This is a genomic window from Shewanella surugensis, assembly GCF_023284005.1.
In the GTDB taxonomy this organism is placed as follows: Bacteria; Pseudomonadota; Gammaproteobacteria; order Enterobacterales; family Shewanellaceae; genus Shewanella; species Shewanella surugensis.
Genome location: NZ_JAKIKS010000116.1, coordinates 1 through 17484 on the forward strand (window position 1 = coordinate 1; position 17484 = coordinate 17484).

The window sequence follows — 17484 nt, forward strand, 5'->3', positions numbered from 1 at the left end:
AGTTCCGTAGAGTGGCTACGCGCTATGAGAGAAAGGCTAAGTACTATTTAGGGACGCTTCAATTAGCTGCTTCTATGATTTGGTTAGCGTAATTGTCAACGCCCCCTAGGCTATATTGTACTACTCATGTTTATCATTTTCTATATTTATGCGGCCGTGGGTGCCACCTTCTTTGCCGAGATCAACCCAGTGCTTTGGGGCGATATTTCTATTTCACTGCTGACCTTATTTAGGATAATGACCTTTGAAGATTGGACCGATGTCATGTATGAAACCATGACGGTTTACGGCTACAGTTGGATTTTCTATTTAAGTTTCATCTTTCTCACCGCCTTTGCTTTTATCAATATGGTGATCGGTATCGTCGTCAATGTATTAGAAAATGAAAATGCTCTTGTGCAAGCTGAAAAAGATAAGGCCGAAGGCAAAATCACCTTAGAGGATCTGGCGCTGGAAATTCGCCAGTTAAAAACACTGTTAGTCGAAACAAACTCCCAGCCAATAGCCACCAGTACGGAGTAGGCAACAGTGCAAACATCCAGTCATCTAACCTCTTCGGTAACGGGCGAGATGAAGACGACTCAGCTGACTCAAACGAATCGCGTACAAGCTTCGACCTAAACCCTTATTGGTCAATCTCATGCCATCAAGCTTGCTAGCCTTTAAATAAGGCTAGCAAATTTTTAACTACGTTAAATGATTTTATATTTTTTAATGAGTACAAAGCCAATAAAACAAATAAAAAAATAAGGTAAATAATACCCACATTTTTCAGCCAAAGAGACATTCAATAACGCACCGAATAAACGAATAGTATCATTAACGATCAACATTTCGACACCAACAATCGCCGCGATAACCTTAAAATAAAAGGCTTGTCGCGATAGCAGCGTCAATAAAGACAGTATTAGCACAATTAAAGCGAGGCCGAACGCGAGCGCCGACATGGCGCCGGGCACCACACTCGGCAACCACGTGAATAATGCCAACAAGATTAAACCCCATCCCAATATCTTCAAGATCATTCCATTATCCATTAAGCTGGTTATTATAAATAAAGAACATGACAGGGTAAAATAGACAATAGTATCACTTAGTTAATCTAAACTTGGTTTAAGTTAACGACATCTATCTCACTGATGTAAAAGATCACTTAATCTCATGACTCTGACATCTCAGGTTGTAATACTCTTAACGTTTCTAAAAAAAACTCTGCCTCTTTTGTCTTTTCCGCCGGTGCCCATGTGGCAAAGTCAGCTTCAGGCGTCGGTGTATAAGCCCCTTCTTTCACTTCCATCGCGAGGGTACCACTTTGTTGCACCACATAGGTATGCCAAGTGTTTGGGGGGATCTCAACCACTCGAGTCGCTGTCTGGCTCATCTTTATACGTGAAATTAGTCGGCCATTATCATCAAACACTAACAAATCAATTTCACCTGCTAACACCATAAACATTTCCCATTTATGACTCTCACTGTGTCGATGTGGCCGAATATAAGTCTCTGGCTCTGTGGCAATCAACAGCCGTTGAACATTGGCGTCTAAACTGTCATGGACATTTAAATGTGCTCTCTTGCGCTCCACCTCTTTGGCTTTCATCCTTAACGCGTCAAAATCATTTTGTGTCACCACTTTTATCATCTTTACTCTCTCTAGTTGTTATCTTTCTCGTTATTGTGCCACCACTCGGTAAAGGGCGAAAATGCAGCGCATTGATTGATACCTGCTGCAAATACCAGGATGAATCACTCTCATATCAATATTCATTATTCATTATTCATTATTCATTATTCATTATTCATTATTCATTATTCATCACAACAAAACTACACTATACCAACATACAGCTTGACTTACCTCAAAAAATAAGTGAGTTTAGTGCACTAACTGTGACTTTTTAATGAGGAAAAAGAGAAACTCGCTTTATCGGTGACTTTAACATAACTTTTACTTAATCGGCTTGCTATTGGCTTTTTCATCGGCATAGTAATACCTCCTTGTAGCAATTATTATCTTGGTTCGACTTTAACATCCCAGTCTTAACTCTATTGGCCGCAGTCTTAACTCTAATTGGTTTTAGGCGCTATAGATTAAAGAAACGACATATCATGCTTTCACTAATCTGCAGGCGCTGATTACTTCATTCGATTAAATCGAATACTGTCATTTAAGAGTTTATTTATGCCTACAAAAGCAATAACGGCGCATTCCTATGTGAAAATATTATTCATACTGGTTCTTTTTCTCTGTTTTTGGGGACAATTTGAACGTGATGAATGGACGCCAGATGAGCCTCGGGTCACCGCCATTGCCATAGAAATGGCTGAAACAGGTGAGGTCATTATTCCTCATCTTGCAGGCCAAGCCTTTATTGAAAAACCCCCTCTCTACTTTATGTTAGGCGCCGGTTTGATTAAAGTCTTACCGATTGTTGAACCTATTACCGCCCTCAGGATCCTCAATGTTTTATTGGCATTATTCACCCTCTATTTCACTTATCAATTAGGCAAGAGTTTAGTCAGTCACACCACAGGTTATTGGGCCGTGATGATTCTAGGTACAATGGAAGGTTTTGTCGTACAAACCCATTGGAGCCGTGTGGATAATTTACTGCTCCTCACTGTGATTGCAGCCAGTTGGGCTTTTTATCACGGTATTAAGTATCAGCGTTCTTCTCACATATTACTTGGCGCCATCTTCGCTGGCCTGGCTTTTTTAACTAAAGGTTTTGTGGGAATCGCGATCATCATGACCATTTGGCTCGCCGTGATGCTCACCTTTATGCTTCATTATAATCACTATATTGCTCGATATAATGACAACCACGCTAAAAAAGCCAAGACCACACTGACAAAAAAGCACCTGATTACACAACTCGCATTGAGTCACGGCGCAGGCTTTATCCTTCTTAGCCTCATTGCGGGTACTTGGATTATATTATTTAAACAAACGGGGACACCTGAAACATGGCATCAATGGTTTTGGGTCAATCATTTTGGCCGCTTTGCGGGTGACACTGCGCAATTAGGGCATATCAAAACAGGGCAGCCCTTCTATTATCTTGCAGCCCTAAGTGAATACAGCTTACCTTGGTTGCCGGTATTACTCATGTGGTTGCTCTCCATTATCACCAAAATGCTCCGCAGACACACGCTTGATCCCATAAACACCTTCTTGCTACTTGCATGTGTCATCCCTTTATTATTACTGAGTGCATCCGCTACCAAACGAAGTCTCTATTTATTACCGTTATTACCCCTTTTTGCACTGACTACCGCCTATTACTTACCTTTTTGTATCGGAAAATGGACCCGATATTTTCAGCAATCTTGGTTTACGTTATGTGCGCTAATTATCACGCTGATCGCTGGGATCCCTTTTTACTTACCTTTTATACCTGCAAGGCTAGCAGATAAAATCCCCGATAATATTCACACTTACTTATCTTACCTGCATTGGCGCTTTTCTATCGTGGTCCTTTGCCTATTGACCATGGTTTACCTCTGGCGTATACGCCATAAAGTTCCCTTTTTTCACCATATCAGTGCCGTCACCTTATGCCTTTATGTGAGCCTATTTTCACTCCTTGTCCCTGTGGTCAATATGGCAAAATCTATGCGTCAATCAACTCACGCCTTTATTGAGCAGATCCCTCTCATGCAAAGAGAAAAGATAGCCGCTTATCGGCTCAGTGAAACCAGCCTAGCCGCATTGGTCATTACAGCCCATTGGAAAATACCCCAAATTCATGATCCACTGCGTGTTCACTCTATTCTTCAGGGGCAAGATCCTCACTATCAGTCTGTTATTGTGGAGCACACTGGGACATTCGAGACTTTACTGCCCCAAATCACACCCAAACTGAGTCTAACAGACCTCCATCTTCGTCCCCTTGCTATTGGAAAAATCAGGAGTAATAAAAAAAATGGACTCTACTGGATAAGCGATAAACCCACCCAGAAAAAAACTGCCCAAGGAACCAATACACTCAACTAGCCATGATTAATCTCGCGGCTAAACAGTATAAAGAATCATATTTAACCCAATAGGATGTTTATGAATAAGGATTTTTTGCCATTATGTCGTCCGGCAATTGACGAAAGCGATATCGATGCCGCCATCAACGTACTGCGCAGTGGTTGGATAACAACGGGTAAACAATGTAATGAGCTTGAAACACTCATTACCCAGCAGACAGGTGCAACCTACGCTGTCACCTTAAGCAGTGCTACCGCAGGTATGCACTTAGCCTTATTGGCACTGGGCATTGGTCCAGGAGATGAAGTCATTACCCCCTCCCTCACTTGGGTATCGACCATTAATATGATCTCTCTCTTGGGCGCTAAACCTATCTTTGTTGATGTCAGTCCTCACACGCTGATGACAGATGCAGAAAGAATAGGTCCACTCATTACGCCACGCACAAAGCTCATTATTCCCGTGCATTATGCGGGCGCCCCCTTAGATTTAGATGCCATTTATGCCCTATCAGAGCGCTATAACATTCCCGTCCTTGAAGATGCCGCCCATGCGTTAGGCACACAATACAAAGGACGGGCCATCGGAAAAACGGGACATTGTATTTTTTCTTTGCACGCCATCAAAAACATTACCACGGCCGAAGGCGGTATATTTACCACTCAAGATGAAAACCTTGCCGTACGCATTCGCCGTTTACGCTTTCATGGTTTAGGCGTGGATGCTTTCGATAGAGAACATCAAGGTCGAGCACCACAAGCAGAAGTTATTGAACCTGGATTTAAATACAATATGCCCGATCTTTGTGCTTCACTCGCCATCGGTCAACTCAAACGTATCGACGCCATTACTGACAAACGCCATCTATTGGCCCACCACTATCGAGAAAAACTCAATCTCATTCGCGGAATAGAACCTTTAGGCTTACCCGATTATCCACACCGCCATTGCTGGCATCTCTTAATCGTCCGCATCATCCCTCATATTTTTGGCATGAATAGAAATGATTTTATTCAAGCATTGAAAACCCATGGGATAGGAGCAGGCATCCACTTTAAAGCCTGCCATAGTCAAAAGTATTATCGCGAGCTCAATAATGAACACATGAATAGCATCGATGAAAGACTGCCCAATACATTAATTAACAGTGAACAAATTTGCTCATTACCGCTTTTTCCTGACATGGATAAAGCCCATGTAGAACGTGTCATACAAGCCATAATTAACATCTCGGAGCAGCAAGATGAAGCATAATCAGCATATTGAATTCGTTTCCATTGTCATTCCTGTTTATAACGAAGAGGCCTGTTTAAACGAACTGATCCAACGCACAACAGCTGCTGCTAGTCATATGGGCAAAAAGTACGAAATCGTGCTCATCGATGATGGCAGCCGAGATAGCAGTGCAGAGATCATCGAAGCTGCGGCAAACTCAGCCCATAGTCATATTGTCGGCATTATTCTCAATCGTAACTATGGACAACACAATGCCATTATGGCGGGATTTGAACATGTCCGCGGCGATCTCATTATTACCCTAGATGCCGATCTGCAAAATCCACCAGAAGAAATTCCTAATCTCGTCGCTAAGGCCGAAGAAGGCTATGATGCCGTTGGTACCATCCGAAGGCACAGACAAGACAGTGTGTTACGTCGCTATCCCTCTAAAATTATAAATAAAATAGTAAAACGTTCTACCGGTGTTGAAATGAATGATTATGGCTGCATGTTACGTGCATATCGCCGCCATGTAGTCAAAGCCATGCTTGCCTGCCATGAAAGAAGCACTTTTATTCCTATTCTTGCCAATGGCTTTGCTCGCCATACCGCTGAAATTGATGTAGAGCATCATGAACGTTCGCAAGGTGAGTCCAAATACGGTTTTATGAACTTGATTAATTTAATGTTTGATTTACTCACGAGTATGACAACCGCCCCGCTTAGACTCTTAAGTCTTATTGGTGGCGGAATGGCGTCTTTAGGGGTCGTTTTTGGCCTATTTTTACTGGTATTAAGGCTTATTTATGGTGCCCAGTGGGGAGTGGATGGGATCTTTCCGTTATTTTCCATTTTATTTATCTTCGTGGGTGCGCAATTTATCGGTCTTGGCTTATTGGGTGAATACATAGGCCGTATTTATTCCGATGTACGAGCGAGGCCTCGCTATTATGTACAAGATATTCTCATCGGTGAAGCAAGCAAACAAGCGAGGGACAATATTCAGGCGGTGAGCCCTGTTGAACTTAACACCATGAGCTTAACAAAATGACTCATTTATAATGGCTTATTCCTTAGCTGAATAAGCATTTAAATGGCTCAATAACATAAAAATCGATAATTGATCCCACAAACTCAATTAATCACGACATGAAAAATAACAGATTAACCTAGCGACTTTCCAAGCCGCCGATGTTGGGTTAGGTCTCTTTTATATAAGGATGATATATGAAAGCCGTTGTATTTGCTTACCATAATATAGGTTGTGCTGCTATTCGCAGTTTGCGAGAAGCCGGTGTTGAAATTACCGCCGTGTTTACTCATCTAGATGATAAAAATGAAAATGTCTTCTTTGAATCCGTCGCAAAATTAGCAGCGAGTTTCCAAATTCCCGTGTTTGCCCCCGAAGATGTGAATCATCCTCTCTGGGTCAATAGAATTCGCCAATTGGCACCCGACAGTTTATTTTCTTTTTACTACCGTCATATGTTAAGCCAAGACATTCTCGATATTGCGCCTAAAGGCGGGTTTAATTTACACGGTTCATTATTACCCCTTTATCGTGGCCGCGCACCGATTAACTGGGCACTCATCAATGGCGAAACACAAACCGGTGTCACCTTGCATACCATGACGAATAAACCCGATAATGGGGATATTGTTGCACAAGCGACGCTGCCCATCACCCTCAGTGATACCGCCGCCAGCTTACATCAACGCATGACCCAACTAACCAGTGAGTTATTGCGCGAGATCTTGCCAAAAATCAGGCAAAACACTCACACTCAAACCCCCCAAGATCATTCGCAAGCCAGTTACTTTGGACGCAGAACGGCCGCCGATGGTGAAATCAAATGGACTCAGGATCCCATCCGTTTATTTAACCTTATTCGCGCCGTGACAGAACCTTTTCCAGGCGCCTTTTCTTTCTTAGGTAATAATAAAGTCATCCTATGGCAAGCCAGACCCAGTCATGACATCTATGATGTCACCCCAGGCACCATAGTCAACACCTCCCCCCTCACTGTCGCTTGTGCGCAAGGCGCGCTCATTGTCGAATCGGGTCAAGCTGAAAATGGCCTGTTTCTCAGTGGTGAGCAATTAGTGAGCCAATTGCATTTAGTCAAAGGCATGCGTTTTGGGCCCCAAGCCAGTGCCATCCATTCAGCCAACAAACGTAAGAAGGTGTTGATCATGGGCGCCAATGGCTTTATTGGTAATCACCTGACCAAGCGCTTACTCGATGATGGTCAGTATGACATTTATGCCATGGACATGAGTTCGAGTCAGATTGAACAATATCTTGGCCACCCTGACTTTCATTTTGTTGAAGGTGATATCACCATACATAATGAATGGATTGAGTATCATATTAAGAAATGCGACATTGTTTTACCTTTGGTGGCCATCGCCACCCCCATTGAATACACCCGCAATCCGCTGCGAGTCTTTGAACTCGATTTTGAAGAAAACCTGAAAATTGTGCGAGCCTGCGTCAAATACAATAAACGTATTATTTTTCCTTCAACCTCTGAAGTCTACGGCATGTGTACCGATGAAGAGTTTAATGAAGACACCTCACCGTTGATCACTGGCCCCATTAACCGCCAACGCTGGATTTATTCCGCCTCAAAACAATTGCTCGACAGAGTCATTTGGGCCTATGGTAAAAAAGATAATTTATCCTTTACGCTCTTTAGACCTTTCAATTGGATGGGGCCAAAACTCGATAGCCTCAATTCTGCACGTATCGGCTCAAGCCGTGCCATTACGCAACTTATCTTAAACTTAGTCGAAGGCACACCCATTAAACTCATCGATGGTGGCGAGCAGAAACGTTGCTTTACCGATATATCAGAAGCCATAGAAGCCCTCTTTAGGATCATCGAAAACAAAGGTGCACTCTGTGATGGTCAAATCATCAACATTGGTTCACCCGATAACGAATCCAGCATTAAACACATGGCCGAAACCTTAGTCGCTAAATTTGAACAGCATCCTTTGCGCGATCAATTTCCGCCTTTTGCGGGCTACAATTTAGTCGAAAGCCAATCCTTTTATGGTGACGGTTATCAAGACGTGCAACATCGTCGACCCAGTATCAAAAATGCTAAAAAATTACTCAATTGGGAGCCTCATATCAAAATGGAGCAAACGATTGAGGAAACATTGGATTTTTTCTTAAAAACCGCCGTAGAAGAAATCTCTTGGGCACCTAAACTCGTACCACCAATCGATAAAAATATCGAACTGGCCTTAGTCACTGGCACGGAACAGTAGCAGTATTATGACAAACCCAGCCCCCATCAAAGTTGGCCTTAGGATCGATGTTGATACGTACAGAGGAACCCGCTTAGGCGTGCCTCAGTTGTTAACACTATTGAGCCGTTACGATATTTTAGCCTCTTTCTTTTTTACGGTTGGACCTGACAATATGGGGCGCCATATTTGGCGTCTGTTACGGCCCAAGTTTCTAAGAAAAATGCTACGTTCCAAGGCCGCTAGCCTTTATGGATGGGATATCTTACTGCGAGGCACGTTGTGGCCTGGGCCCATTATCGGTAAGAAACTTGCCAGTATTATCCAGCGAACCCATCAAGCCCATCACGAAATAGGCTTGCATGCGTGGGATCATCATAAATGGCAGATCCATACGAACCACATGAGTGCATCTGAACTTCACGCTGAAATCAATAAAGGCTATCAATTACTCTCCACACTGACCCAAAGTCAGATTCACTGCAGCGCCGTCCCAGGTTGGCGCTGTAATGAGGCGACACTCGAGCAAAAACAACGCTTTGGTTTTCGCTATAACAGTGACTGTCGGGGCCAGTCTATTTTTATCCCTCAAAAAAACATGGCCCCTCAAATTCCAGTGACGCTCCCCACCTATGATGAACTTATTGGTCAACAAGGCATCACCCATGACAATTATAATACCGAAATCATTAAATTAATTAAACCTCATCAGCTTAATGTTTACACCATACACGCTGAAGTGGAGGGGATAATTTGTGCTGATTTATTTGAAGATTTACTCCTCCAAGCTCAACAACACAATATTGAATTTGTTCCACTCGTCGACTTACTGGACAAACCCGATACGCAATGGCCTATCGACACGATCCTCAATCTTGAGACTCCAGGGCGTGAAGGCTGGTTAAGCCAGCAAGGCTCAGCAGTCTCATGCCAGTCGTCTAAATGATAAAAAGGAAATGCGCACTCTATTCGCAAACCTCAGGCCTCAGCCCAAATGAAAATAATCGAGAAGTCATTTTATGATGCAAAATCCAATCGTGACAAATGTAGTTAATCTCGTTTTACCCCGAATAAACTTAGCCTTTGCCATACCGCTATTTTTTATTGTGCTCTATATATTACCATTAGGCTTAAGGGAACTGTGGTCACCCGATGAGCTAAGACATGCAGAAATCGCCCGAGAAATGGTACAAAGTAGTGACTGGATCGTACCTCGATTTAACAATATTCGTTACTTTGAAAAACCCATCATGGGCCATTGGATGAACGCGAGCGCACAAGTGCTGTTTGGCGAAAACAATTTTTCAGTCCGAGCAGCCTCTGCCTTGAGTACCTTAGGCACTGCCTTGTGTCTCTTCTTGCTGGTCAATCATTTTGCCAATAGAAAGCATGCATTAGTGACTATTGCTATCTTTCTAAGCCTATTTTTGGTCACAAATTTAGGAACTTATAGTTTAGTCGACAGCATGCTCAATTTCTGGCTGACCGCCGCCTTTTGTGGTTTTTATTTTGCAACGCAAAGTAAAAGCTTTAACGCGCGATTATTGTATTACACGCTCGCCGGTTTTTTTTGTGCCCTCGCCTTACTCACTAAAGGTTTTTTAGCATTAGCATTGCCGGTTATTGTCATACTGCCTTTTATGCTCTGGCAGCAACAATTTATGCAAATTTTACGCTGGGGCGGCTGGGTAATATTCATTGCCATTATCACCTCACTTCCTTGGGCGTTGGCCATACATCAAGCTGAGCCCGGTTTTTGGCATTACTTCTTTTGGGTAGAGCATATTCAGCGTTTTTCCGCCAATGAAGCCCAACATCATGCGCCCGTTTGGTATTACCTGCCTTATTTGTTGTTAGCCAGTTTGCCTTGGCTATTTTTAGCACCGAGTGCGTTTAAACACTTACACAATCAATGGACGCAGCCCTTAGTTCGCTTCGCCTTGTTGTGGGCGCTGTTGCCATTCCTCTTTTTCTCAGCCGCAAATGGTAAATTAGTCACCTATATTCTTCCTTGTATGCCACCACTCGCCATTTTACTAGGCTTTGGTCTCATTCGCGCCATTAAAAAAAACACGCCAGGCCTCATACTCGGCTCTAAACTTAACGCAGGTTTTTTTTGTCTGCTACCCATTGTTATTCTTATTCTTTACTACGCAAATCTATTACCTGTTACCGCAGAAGAATATCACCGTCCTTGGTTATTAGCCTTAGTGTGTTTTTATTGGGCAGGCTTAGCATTGATAGCGACCAAAACGAGCCATCTCGATAGTCAAATCAGCTGTTATATGTTTATGCCCGCCGGGTTATTTTTACTCTCTTGGGCTATCATTCCGACTATTAGCAGCGACTCTAAAATGCCCGCTCAATTTATGAGTCAAATAAGCCCATTAGTGAATGACAACACCCTTCTTATTGCCGATAACCCCGATACCATGTCCGCTTTCAACTGGTACTTTAAACGCCAAGATGTGTATTTATCGCATACCAAAGGCGAGCTGGCCTATGGACTCAATTATGAAGAAGCACAACATCGATACATCGAGCCTTTGGCGTTAACTGAGTTTATTACTGAGCAGCAACAAACAGCGCCGGTAGCCTTTTTTAGTCGCTCACGCACACAGCCTGTCGGTTTACCCAAACCCAATAAAAAAATACACAAAGGCCGTTATAGCTTGTTCTACTATGAAAAGTTACCCACATTATGATAGCTTGGAGCTTATTCTTATTTTCTGTTTGCAGCAGTAGCCTAAGTCAATACTGGCAAAAAAAAGCCGCCATGCTGTTCATGTCAACTCCTGCCCTGGCTTGGCATCAAAAACTTTTATCTCGGCCTATTCTACTGAGCATATTATTTTTAGGCATCTCAGCCCTTAGCTGGCTGGCAGTATTGAGTCTCTGGGATGTTTCTAGCGCCTACCCTTTACTCAGTATTAATTTCGTTGTCATGTTACTGCTCTCCCATTTTATCTTTCATGAGCCGATTTCAAGCAAACAAATAATAGGCGTCTTTTTTATCGTATTCGGCATCATCATACTCAGTGGGGCACTGGAATGAAGAGCAATAATCATTTAACTCAAACGCCAAACTCGGCGATGGCCAACACTCAAACCACTGCCATAACAGAGCCTATATCGGGAACCATAACAAGAACGATAGCAGGCCCTGGAGCAGAGGCCATAATTTGGGCATTAGTCAGTGTGTTGTTAGTCTCGAGTGCACAGCTCATTATGAAATGGGGGATGATGACACTCACCTTACAGTCCCCCGAACTGCTGCAACTCTGGCAGCAACAGCACATCCTGCCCTTATTTAACCTTATTATATGGCCCTTCATTGCCGTGATTTCAGGCTTAACGTGCTACGCACTATCGATGGCCTTTTGGGTATTAGCATTGAAACATTTACCCTTATCGGTCGCCTATCCACTACTCAGTTTGAGCTATATTTTGGTTTATCTCGGGGCGGTTTTTCTTCCTTGGATCAATGAAAGCTTCAGTAGCACTAAACTCATCGGTATTAGCAGTATCCTCATTGGACTCTTTTTTATGACACAAAAAAAGTCATAAAAATAATCAAAATTAATGCGATCGATTAAATAAAGTATTTAAATATTGATAGTATATTTAAAAAATTGATAGCATATTTAATATAAATTATAAGATTACATTTTTAATTTAATCAAGCAATATCACTTTTTATAAAAACTGAAATATAAAATCATTAAATATCGTCATCATTAAGTATAAGCAACAAAAGTCCAATATATTTCCTCTTGCTAATGATCATAAAATATACTCGCTATAACATATAGCTTAATTTTAAATATGAAGTGCAATTTTTGCCTTTATCATGAATCATCTACGCATATATTCAAAGTCAATACACTTACTAGATATCGTCAATATTAAGCTCCTTGACACAATAAACAAAAGAGGAAACCATGCCCGAATTCGGATTAGTAACAGCATCAAGAGAGATTGTCGAAACCAGACCAATAGAAAATCAGTCTCAAGAAAATACAAACATGACAAACTGGCGAAATCCCCTCGGCGTATTAACCAATGCGGCTTGGTCAAGCGTAAATTTAGCAATGAATGTCGGTGGAACAGCATTATCGGTTGGTAAGTTCGCTGCCACAACCGCTGCTACAGGATTAATGTTAACGGTTCCTTACCAACTGGGCGCTTTGGCTAGCCCTGCAACCTTTATTTTTTCCAGTATTCCAACAGTCCAAAATGTCTTAATGGGCTATGACACTTCCTTAACGAGCCTTTTTAGCGAAGAAACAAAAAATAATTATCCGGGACTAACCAATGCCATTGGAAAACTGCCCGCTTATCTCACTTATGTGCCTTCGATTGTAGCTGTTGGTGTTATGCTTGGTACTCTACAACCCATACTTATTCCCCTCATCACACCTCATGTTGGCCCAATGGTTGCGGGCTACATCGCAACGGGGATCCCTCTGGTGACTAACTTCGCACAACAAATAGCCCCTTATACCAGTTATGCCCCCATTTTACTTGCAAGCTTTAGTTCAAGCCTTTGCTTGTATAAAGGCTTACACGAAATACGAGAATCTATCAGTGGCCTCATGACCTCCTACTCGGCAAGAGCACACCAAAACACTGAAGTAACAACACTAAACGCCTAACATTCAAGTGACTCGATTAGGGAAAATCGAGTCGAATCAAGATTGAGGAATAAAAATGAAAACAACTACCTTCCCCTTAACAGACATGATCCCACAATTAATTGAGCTCAGTGTCGATGTTATGTCGAATCAGCAACAAGGGTTATTTCCTTATAAATCCCAAGCTCAAATTAAAGCACAGCTTATGCAAGACGTTTCACTCTTTATGGAACAAACACAATATACCTTCTCGCGCAGTCTTCACCTTTGTCAAACCTTTCTCCGTCAAGAACAACTACAGCGTATTTTCAGCCCAATGTATCAAGCACTGTTAATGGGTAAAGAATCTGACCCGAAATTACCAGAGGCAAAACTATCAGACAATGATTATGAACTCATTTTATCGATTACAGAAACGCTAGAAAAAAGCCACGCCTTTGATGATGCTATCTGTATTTACACCCTGTTAGAAATACTCAAACCTGAAGATATTCGTGCCTATATTGGTCATGCTTTATCCCTAGAAGCTAAGGGCGACAATATAAAAGCCGCTCAATATTATAATGATATGACTCAAGCATTAAACAACCCTATGCTTAATTTCTATGCTACGCAGTTTTTATTAAAACAAGGTCAAACATTTGAAGCATCGGAACGACTTCAAAGTGCCATTAATGCCTTAGAGATTGTAAAAGCTGATTCAAAAGAGTGTGCAGATTATCTGATTATGCTGCAAAAGTTCAAGCAACAACATCAACTTAATTGATTGTCATCAACAAGGTTATTTTTCGCAACAGAAATAGCCTTAATTTATCAAGCCAATCACGGCGCTTGTTATCAACATCAATTGGCAAGTTGAGCGTTATTATTCTTTTCATTATTACGCTTAAGATATTGATTAATACACAAGTAAGCCACGGGCACTACAAACAAGGTTAAGCATGTCCCCAACACCATTCCCCCCACAATCACCCAGCCAATTTGATTGCGAGCAACAGCACCTGCTCCATGCTACACCACCAACGGCAAAGCACCAAACACCATCGCGGTTGCCGTCATTAACACGGGTCTTAATCGGATTGCTGCACCATCAATAATCGCTTGTCTTACACTTTTACCTTCTAAGCGCTTTTTATTAGCAAAATCCACAATTAAAATACCATTTTTACTCGTCAATCCCACCAACATAATCAACCCCATTCGAGTATAAATATTCAGACTGGTATCGGTTAAATACATCATATATAACGCTCCGACAACCGCAAGCGGTACGCTCAACATCACAATAAAAGGGTCGACAAAGCTATTAAAGTGCATCACCAGTAAGATGTATATCAACATTAAAGCAAAGCTAAATGCAATGGACAATTGCTCGCCTGAACGTAAAAAATCCCGCGCTTGTGAAGTAAAACCATAACTATAACTCGCCGGAATATGCTCAGCGACATAGTTTTCTAAGAAATCTACCGCCTGCCCCATAGTATAACCGTTACCAATACTGGCTGTGATAGTCGCTGATCGCATCTGATTAAATTGCTCCAAACTTTGCGGTGTCACCGTTTCTTTTACCCGAACAAGATTATCTAAACTAATCATTTCCCCACTGCCAGTGCGTACATACATGTTTTGGATATTATCAAACCCCATTCTAAGGCCCCTTGGTACCTGAGGGATCACTTGATAGCTATAACCCTCTAGTTCAAAAAAAGCAGCAACCGGTTTACCGAGGAAAATATTAAGCGTGTCATTAATTGAGGCCACACTCACTCCGAGTTCAGCTGCTTTGTCTCTTTTTATATCAAGCTGTAATAATGGGTTATCAAAACGAAATGTACTACTTTGGCTGACAATACCTGGATAATTATCGAGCGCAGTAATTAAGCGATCCACTTGATAGCTTAAGGCTTCATAAGAGCCTGTCGTAGTCAATACAAAACTTAAAGGCTGCTGTTCGCCTCCAGGGACGGTATTAAGCTTAAACGAAAAAGCCTGTAATCCACCCAGTTCAGATACTTTCTCTTGAACTTCCGCAAGGATCCGATCTTCTTGAGAGAGGAACTCTGGTTTTAATAAAATGAAACTCATACTGTTGGTTGCGCCGCCAAACGCAGGCACCCCATTAAACATCCCCCACACTCGTCCTTCGGGAATAGACTGATAAATGTCAGTCAATGGCTGACTGTATTTCTGCAAATATTCATAATTAGCATTATCAGGCCCTAATCCCAATGTATTGATTGCACCAGTATTTTCTAATTGCATTAAATCGGTTGGGATCTTGTCATACAATTTAACCCCGCCAAACATCAAACCAATAAAAATCAGCCCCACGAGCCAAGGCATCGTTAATATCACCCGTAACATCCGGCGATACTGCACACGAAGGTGTTTAAAAATATGCTCAGAATATAGCGTAAAACGACCTTCATTATCTTTCATACGCAATAATTGACTGCACATAGCAGGAGAAACAAATAAAGCCAACAAACCAGAAATAATCACCACAAATGACATGGTCAAGGCAAACTCAGTAAACAATGCACTGGTATAACCAGGAACAAAAGCAATGGGAACAAACACAATAGCAATACACAAGGTGATAGTCATAATTGCTGTACGCAATTCACTGGCACTTTTAATTGCCGCATTATAAGGCGTCATCCCTTGCATAATATGGCGATGGGTATTTTCAACCAAAATAATGGCATCATCAACCACCAAACCGATCGCTAACACCCATGCGAGTAAGGTCAATGAGTTTAAGCTATAACCCATGAAAAACATCCCCGTTGCCGCCCCCAAAATAGAAAAGGGAACAGTCACTAAAGGAATAGAAATCGCTCGAAGAGATCCCATAAACAGACAAATCACCACAAAAACACATACAATCGCTTCAATAAAAGCCTTATAAACCTCATCAACAACGGCTTGACTAAACGCAGTCACATTCCAATTCAGCTCTATCTTCAACCCTTCCGGTGCTTTCTTTTGTAATAGAGGTAACAAGCTAATGACATCATCAGCCGTTTCTATTGCATTGGCCTTATCTGAACTTGACACGGCCATGATAACTGCTGGTGAGCCGTCATATATTGCGCCTTGAGTATAATCCACTGAAGCAAATTGACTATATCCCACATCTTTTATCCGGACAAAGTGCCCACCATTATTACGAATAACAATATTATCGAAATCGTCCACTGAACTAATATTCGTGTTTGCACTCACCTCTAAGGTGATCCATTCACTGTTCACTCTTCCAGCTGTAGAGCGAAGGTTATAATCTTGCAAGGCTGAAACAATATCGGTGGCCCCGACTCCTTTCGCAGCCATTTTATGCGGTTCGAGCCAGATCCGCATCGCATACTCTCTGCCGCCTAACAGCGTCACCTCATACACGCCAGCGACCTCTTGTAATGCAGGGATCGCTATGTTACGTAAATATTCGGTAATGGTTTCTTGAGATAAGGTTTCACTGGTACTCGAAATAAACACAATACCACTGGTTGCCGCTGAATTGGGATCAATTTTAACAATATTAGGACTGTGTACCCCTTCAGGTAATTGCCATAAGATACTGTTCATGCGACTATTCACTTGTGCCAGTAAAGCATCAAGATCAGTACCGATGAAAAAAGAGAGCACAATATCACTTTCACCCGCTGAATCATTGGCACTAATATAATCAAGCCCATCTAAACCCGATAAAATACGCTGGATCGGCCGAGTCACAAATGCCTCCATGACCTGTGCACTGGCACCAGGAAAAACCGTCGTCACACTAATTTCATACGCAGGCAGTAATGGAAAATGTCTTGACGGTAGTTGCTTATAAGCCATCAAGCCAAATAAAAGTAAGAGTAAGCATAAGCAAACACTAAGGATAGGTTTTTGGATAAATCGTTGAATAATCATCTATTTTATTGGCTATTGAGATCAATAGAAGAGGGCTTCACACTCACGCCGTTAGTGACTTTACGTAACCCTGCACTAATAATACGATCGCCCATTTTGACACCAGACAGTAACTCCACACAGGCATTTCGTCTTCGCCCTATCTTGACCACCACCTTTTTTACTTTATTATCAACAACTTGATAAACAAAACCCCCATAAAGCGATGACATTAACGCCGTTTCAGGCACCGTTAGTACTTTTTGTTTATCACTTAGCAACAGTATCACATCAACATAACTCCCTGGATATAAATCAGTGGCAGTCACCTCTGCACGCAAAGTAACCGTACGCGTACTTTCATCGATCAAAGGCTCTATTGCATATACTTTCCTGATTACCGACAAGTCTCAGCCATAAGCTACTAAAACTGAACTATAGTTAAAGTAAGGCTTTGAGTGGATAAATGGTTATGGCTAAAAGTAAAGTTCAACACCAGTT

Annotated in this window: 13 protein-coding genes and 2 pseudogenes; 11 read left to right on the top strand and 4 right to left on the bottom strand. The window is 42.0% G+C overall.

The features are described 5' to 3' along the window. Window positions 1–105: 105 nt before the first annotated feature. A pseudogene (locus tag L2764_RS21185) lies at window positions 106–522 on the top strand (ion transporter); the annotation flags it as partial. Window positions 523–692: 170 nt separating this feature from the next. Here the strand turns inward: L2764_RS21185 and L2764_RS21190 are convergent. Beyond that, window positions 693–1025, bottom strand: coding sequence for a hypothetical protein (locus L2764_RS21190; protein ID WP_248942331.1), 333 nt, complete (start codon window positions 1023–1025; stop codon window positions 693–695). Window positions 1026–1159: 134 nt separating this feature from the next. After that, window positions 1160–1642 carry a WbuC family cupin fold metalloprotein gene (locus L2764_RS21195; RefSeq protein ID WP_248942332.1) on the bottom strand — a complete coding sequence of 161 codons (483 nt, stop codon included), beginning with the start codon at window positions 1640–1642 and terminating at the stop codon, window positions 1160–1162. Between the two features lie 540 nt (window positions 1643–2182). Between L2764_RS21195 and L2764_RS21200 the strand changes: the two genes are divergently transcribed. The 10 genes from L2764_RS21200 (at window position 2183) to L2764_RS21245 (ending at window position 13855) form a co-directional block, all read left to right on the top strand. Beyond that, on the top strand, window positions 2183–3997 hold the full coding sequence (locus L2764_RS21200; protein WP_248942333.1) for an ArnT family glycosyltransferase: 1815 nt from the start codon (window positions 2183–2185) through the stop codon (window positions 3995–3997). 60 nt (window positions 3998–4057) lie between these two features. Then, the gene (locus tag L2764_RS21205; RefSeq protein WP_248942334.1) at window positions 4058–5233 is read left to right on the top strand and encodes an aminotransferase class I/II-fold pyridoxal phosphate-dependent enzyme; all 1176 of its coding nucleotides are present in this window, start codon (window positions 4058–4060) and stop codon (window positions 5231–5233) included. Beyond that, window positions 5223–6248: a glycosyltransferase gene (locus L2764_RS21210; protein ID WP_248942335.1), complete on the top strand. Its 1026-nt coding sequence runs from the start codon at window positions 5223–5225 to the stop codon at window positions 6246–6248. The genes L2764_RS21205 and L2764_RS21210 overlap by 11 nt, the downstream gene beginning before the upstream one ends. Before the next feature lie 176 nt (window positions 6249–6424). Continuing rightward, on the top strand, window positions 6425–8476 hold the full coding sequence (gene arnA, locus L2764_RS21215; protein WP_248942336.1) for a bifunctional UDP-4-amino-4-deoxy-L-arabinose formyltransferase/UDP-glucuronic acid oxidase ArnA: 2052 nt from the start codon (window positions 6425–6427) through the stop codon (window positions 8474–8476). Window positions 8477–8483: 7 nt separating this feature from the next. Further along, window positions 8484–9401, top strand: coding sequence for a 4-deoxy-4-formamido-L-arabinose-phosphoundecaprenol deformylase (gene arnD, locus L2764_RS21220; RefSeq protein ID WP_248942337.1), 918 nt, complete (start codon window positions 8484–8486; stop codon window positions 9399–9401). Window positions 9402–9474: 73 nt separating this feature from the next. After that, a complete protein-coding gene (gene arnT / locus L2764_RS21225) occupies window positions 9475–11160 on the top strand; it encodes a lipid IV(A) 4-amino-4-deoxy-L-arabinosyltransferase (protein WP_248942338.1) in 1686 nt (561 codons plus the stop codon). Continuing rightward, entirely contained in the window at window positions 11157–11510 is a 354-nt protein-coding gene (locus L2764_RS21230; RefSeq protein ID WP_248942339.1) for an EamA family transporter, read from the top strand. Before arnT ends, L2764_RS21230 begins: the two co-directional genes overlap by 4 nt. Then, window positions 11507–12022: a 4-amino-4-deoxy-L-arabinose-phosphoundecaprenol flippase subunit ArnF gene (gene arnF / locus L2764_RS21235; protein WP_248942340.1), complete on the top strand. Its 516-nt coding sequence runs from the start codon at window positions 11507–11509 to the stop codon at window positions 12020–12022. Before L2764_RS21230 ends, arnF begins: the two co-directional genes overlap by 4 nt. A gap of 374 nt (window positions 12023–12396) precedes the next feature. Then, window positions 12397–13110 (top strand): hypothetical protein, encoded by a 714-nt coding sequence (locus L2764_RS21240; protein WP_248942341.1) that lies wholly within the window; start codon window positions 12397–12399, stop codon window positions 13108–13110. A 55-nt stretch (window positions 13111–13165) separates the two neighbouring features. After that, window positions 13166–13855 (top strand): tetratricopeptide repeat protein, encoded by a 690-nt coding sequence (locus L2764_RS21245; protein WP_248942342.1) that lies wholly within the window; start codon window positions 13166–13168, stop codon window positions 13853–13855. 77 nt (window positions 13856–13932) lie between these two features. Here the strand turns inward: L2764_RS21245 and L2764_RS21250 are convergent. Together L2764_RS21250 and L2764_RS21255 are read right to left on the bottom strand one after the other, a co-directional pair. Then, a pseudogene (locus L2764_RS21250) lies at window positions 13933–17004 on the bottom strand (efflux RND transporter permease subunit). A gap of 5 nt (window positions 17005–17009) precedes the next feature. After that, window positions 17010–17390, bottom strand: a complete 381-nt coding sequence (locus L2764_RS21255; RefSeq protein WP_248942343.1) for an efflux RND transporter periplasmic adaptor subunit — start codon at window positions 17388–17390, stop codon at window positions 17010–17012. Window positions 17391–17484: the final 94 nt, after the last annotated feature.

Bases quoted from the DNA above. Each gene is read 5' to 3' on its own strand.
- L2764_RS21190 (WP_248942331.1), bottom strand. From the start codon at position 1,025: ATGATCTTGAAGATATTGGGATGGGGTTTAATCTTGTTGGCATTATTC.
- L2764_RS21195 (WP_248942332.1), bottom strand. From the start codon at position 1,642: ATGATAAAAGTGGTGACACAAAATGATTTTGACGCGTTAAGGATGAAA.
- L2764_RS21200 (WP_248942333.1), top strand. From the start codon at position 2,183: ATGCCTACAAAAGCAATAACGGCGCATTCCTATGTGAAAATATTATTC.
- L2764_RS21205 (WP_248942334.1), top strand. From the start codon at position 4,058: ATGAATAAGGATTTTTTGCCATTATGTCGTCCGGCAATTGACGAAAGC.
- L2764_RS21210 (WP_248942335.1), top strand. From the start codon at position 5,223: ATGAAGCATAATCAGCATATTGAATTCGTTTCCATTGTCATTCCTGTT.
- arnA (WP_248942336.1), top strand. From the start codon at position 6,425: ATGAAAGCCGTTGTATTTGCTTACCATAATATAGGTTGTGCTGCTATT.
- arnD (WP_248942337.1), top strand. From the start codon at position 8,484: ATGACAAACCCAGCCCCCATCAAAGTTGGCCTTAGGATCGATGTTGAT.
- arnT (WP_248942338.1), top strand. From the start codon at position 9,475: ATGATGCAAAATCCAATCGTGACAAATGTAGTTAATCTCGTTTTACCC.
- L2764_RS21230 (WP_248942339.1), top strand. From the start codon at position 11,157: ATGATAGCTTGGAGCTTATTCTTATTTTCTGTTTGCAGCAGTAGCCTA.
- arnF (WP_248942340.1), top strand. From the start codon at position 11,507: ATGAAGAGCAATAATCATTTAACTCAAACGCCAAACTCGGCGATGGCC.
- L2764_RS21240 (WP_248942341.1), top strand. From the start codon at position 12,397: ATGCCCGAATTCGGATTAGTAACAGCATCAAGAGAGATTGTCGAAACC.
- L2764_RS21245 (WP_248942342.1), top strand. From the start codon at position 13,166: ATGAAAACAACTACCTTCCCCTTAACAGACATGATCCCACAATTAATT.